Origin of the sequence: Myroides sp. WP-1 (assembly GCF_014145635.1) — a bacterium.
In the GTDB taxonomy this organism is placed as follows: domain Bacteria; phylum Bacteroidota; class Bacteroidia; order Flavobacteriales; family Flavobacteriaceae; genus Flavobacterium.
On sequence record NZ_JACHTC010000058.1, the window covers coordinates 1 to 1,330 of the forward strand.

Consider the following 1,330-nt stretch of genomic DNA (forward strand, 5'->3'; position numbering starts at 1 on the left):
GTTATGTGCCATTTTTGAATGACAATGCGAATAGATACAGACAAACAAATGAATTTACTTAGTGATAAGAACGTTGCAATAATTGGTGGTGGACCCGTTGGACTGACTATGGCAAAATTATTACAGCAAAACGGCATAGACGTTTCAGTTTACGAAAGAGACAACGACCGAGAGGCAAGAATTTTTGGTGGAACCCTTGACCTACACAAAGGTTCAGGTCAGGAAGCAATGAAAAAAGCGGGATTGTTACAAACTTATTATGACTTAGCCTTACCAATGGGTGTAAATATTGCTGATGAAAAAGGCAATATTTTATCCACAAAAAATGTAAAGCCCGAAAATCGATTTGACAATCCTGAAATAAACAGAAATGACTTAAGGGCTATCTTGTTGAATAGTTTAGAAAACGACACGGTTATTTGGGATAGAAAACTTGTTATGCTTGAACCTGGTAAGAAGAAGTGGACACTAACTTTTGAGAATAAACCGAGTGAAACAGCAGATTTGGTTATTCTTGCCAATGGCGGGATGTCCAAGGTAAGAAAATTTGTTACCGACACGGAAGTTGAAGAAACAGGTACTTTCAATATACAAGCCGATATTCATCAACCAGAGATAAACTGTCCTGGATTTTTTCAGCTATGCAATGGAAACCGGCTAATGGCATCTCACCAAGGTAATTTATTATTTGCTAACCCCAATAATAATGGTGCATTGCATTTTGGAATAAGTTTTAAAACACCTGATGAATGGAAAAACCAAACGCAGGTAGATTTTCAAAACAGAAATAGTGTCGTTGATTTTCTTCTGAAAGAATTTTCCGATTGGGACGAACGCTACAAAGAATTGATTCATACGACGTTGTCATTTGTAGGATTGGCTACACGGATATTTCCTTTAGAAAAGCCTTGGAAAAGCAAGCGCCCATTACCCATAACAATGATTGGGGATGCCGCACATTTGATGCCGCCTTTTGCAGGGCAGGGAGTAAATAGTGGGTTGGTGGATGCCTTGATATTGTCTGATAATCTAGCCGATGGAAAATTTAATAGCATTGAAGAGGCTGTTAAAAATTATGAACAGCAAATGTTTATCTATGGCAAAGAAGCACAAGAAGAATCAACTCAAAACGAAATTGAAATGTTTAAACCCGACTTTACGTTTCAGCAATTGTTAAATGTATAAAATGGAATAAAACGGCACATAACAAACAAATTGGCAATAGAGCCGGTGAAGTACTTCTATTGAACTTTTGTGCAATGTTGAAGATTAGTAATTCTATTCAACATTTGTGCTAAAAGTCGGCTCCATCGCCAATTTGCCAAACGTT

Annotated in this window: 1 protein-coding gene; it reads left to right on the plus strand. The window is 37.3% G+C overall.

Going from position 1 to position 1,330, the window contains the following annotated elements; translation table 11 throughout:
- The first annotated feature begins 18 nt into the window (after positions 1–18).
- Positions 19–1,185, plus strand: coding sequence for a tetracycline-inactivating monooxygenase Tet(X2) (locus H4K33_RS16275; RefSeq protein WP_008651082.1), 1,167 nt, complete (start codon positions 19–21; stop codon positions 1,183–1,185).
- Positions 1,186–1,330: the final 145 nt, after the last annotated feature.

What these genes read in the sequence shown, in the direction of transcription:
- H4K33_RS16275 (WP_008651082.1), top strand. Translation starts at nt 19, where the DNA reads ATGACAATGCGAATAGATACAGACAAACAAATGAATTTACTTAGTGAT.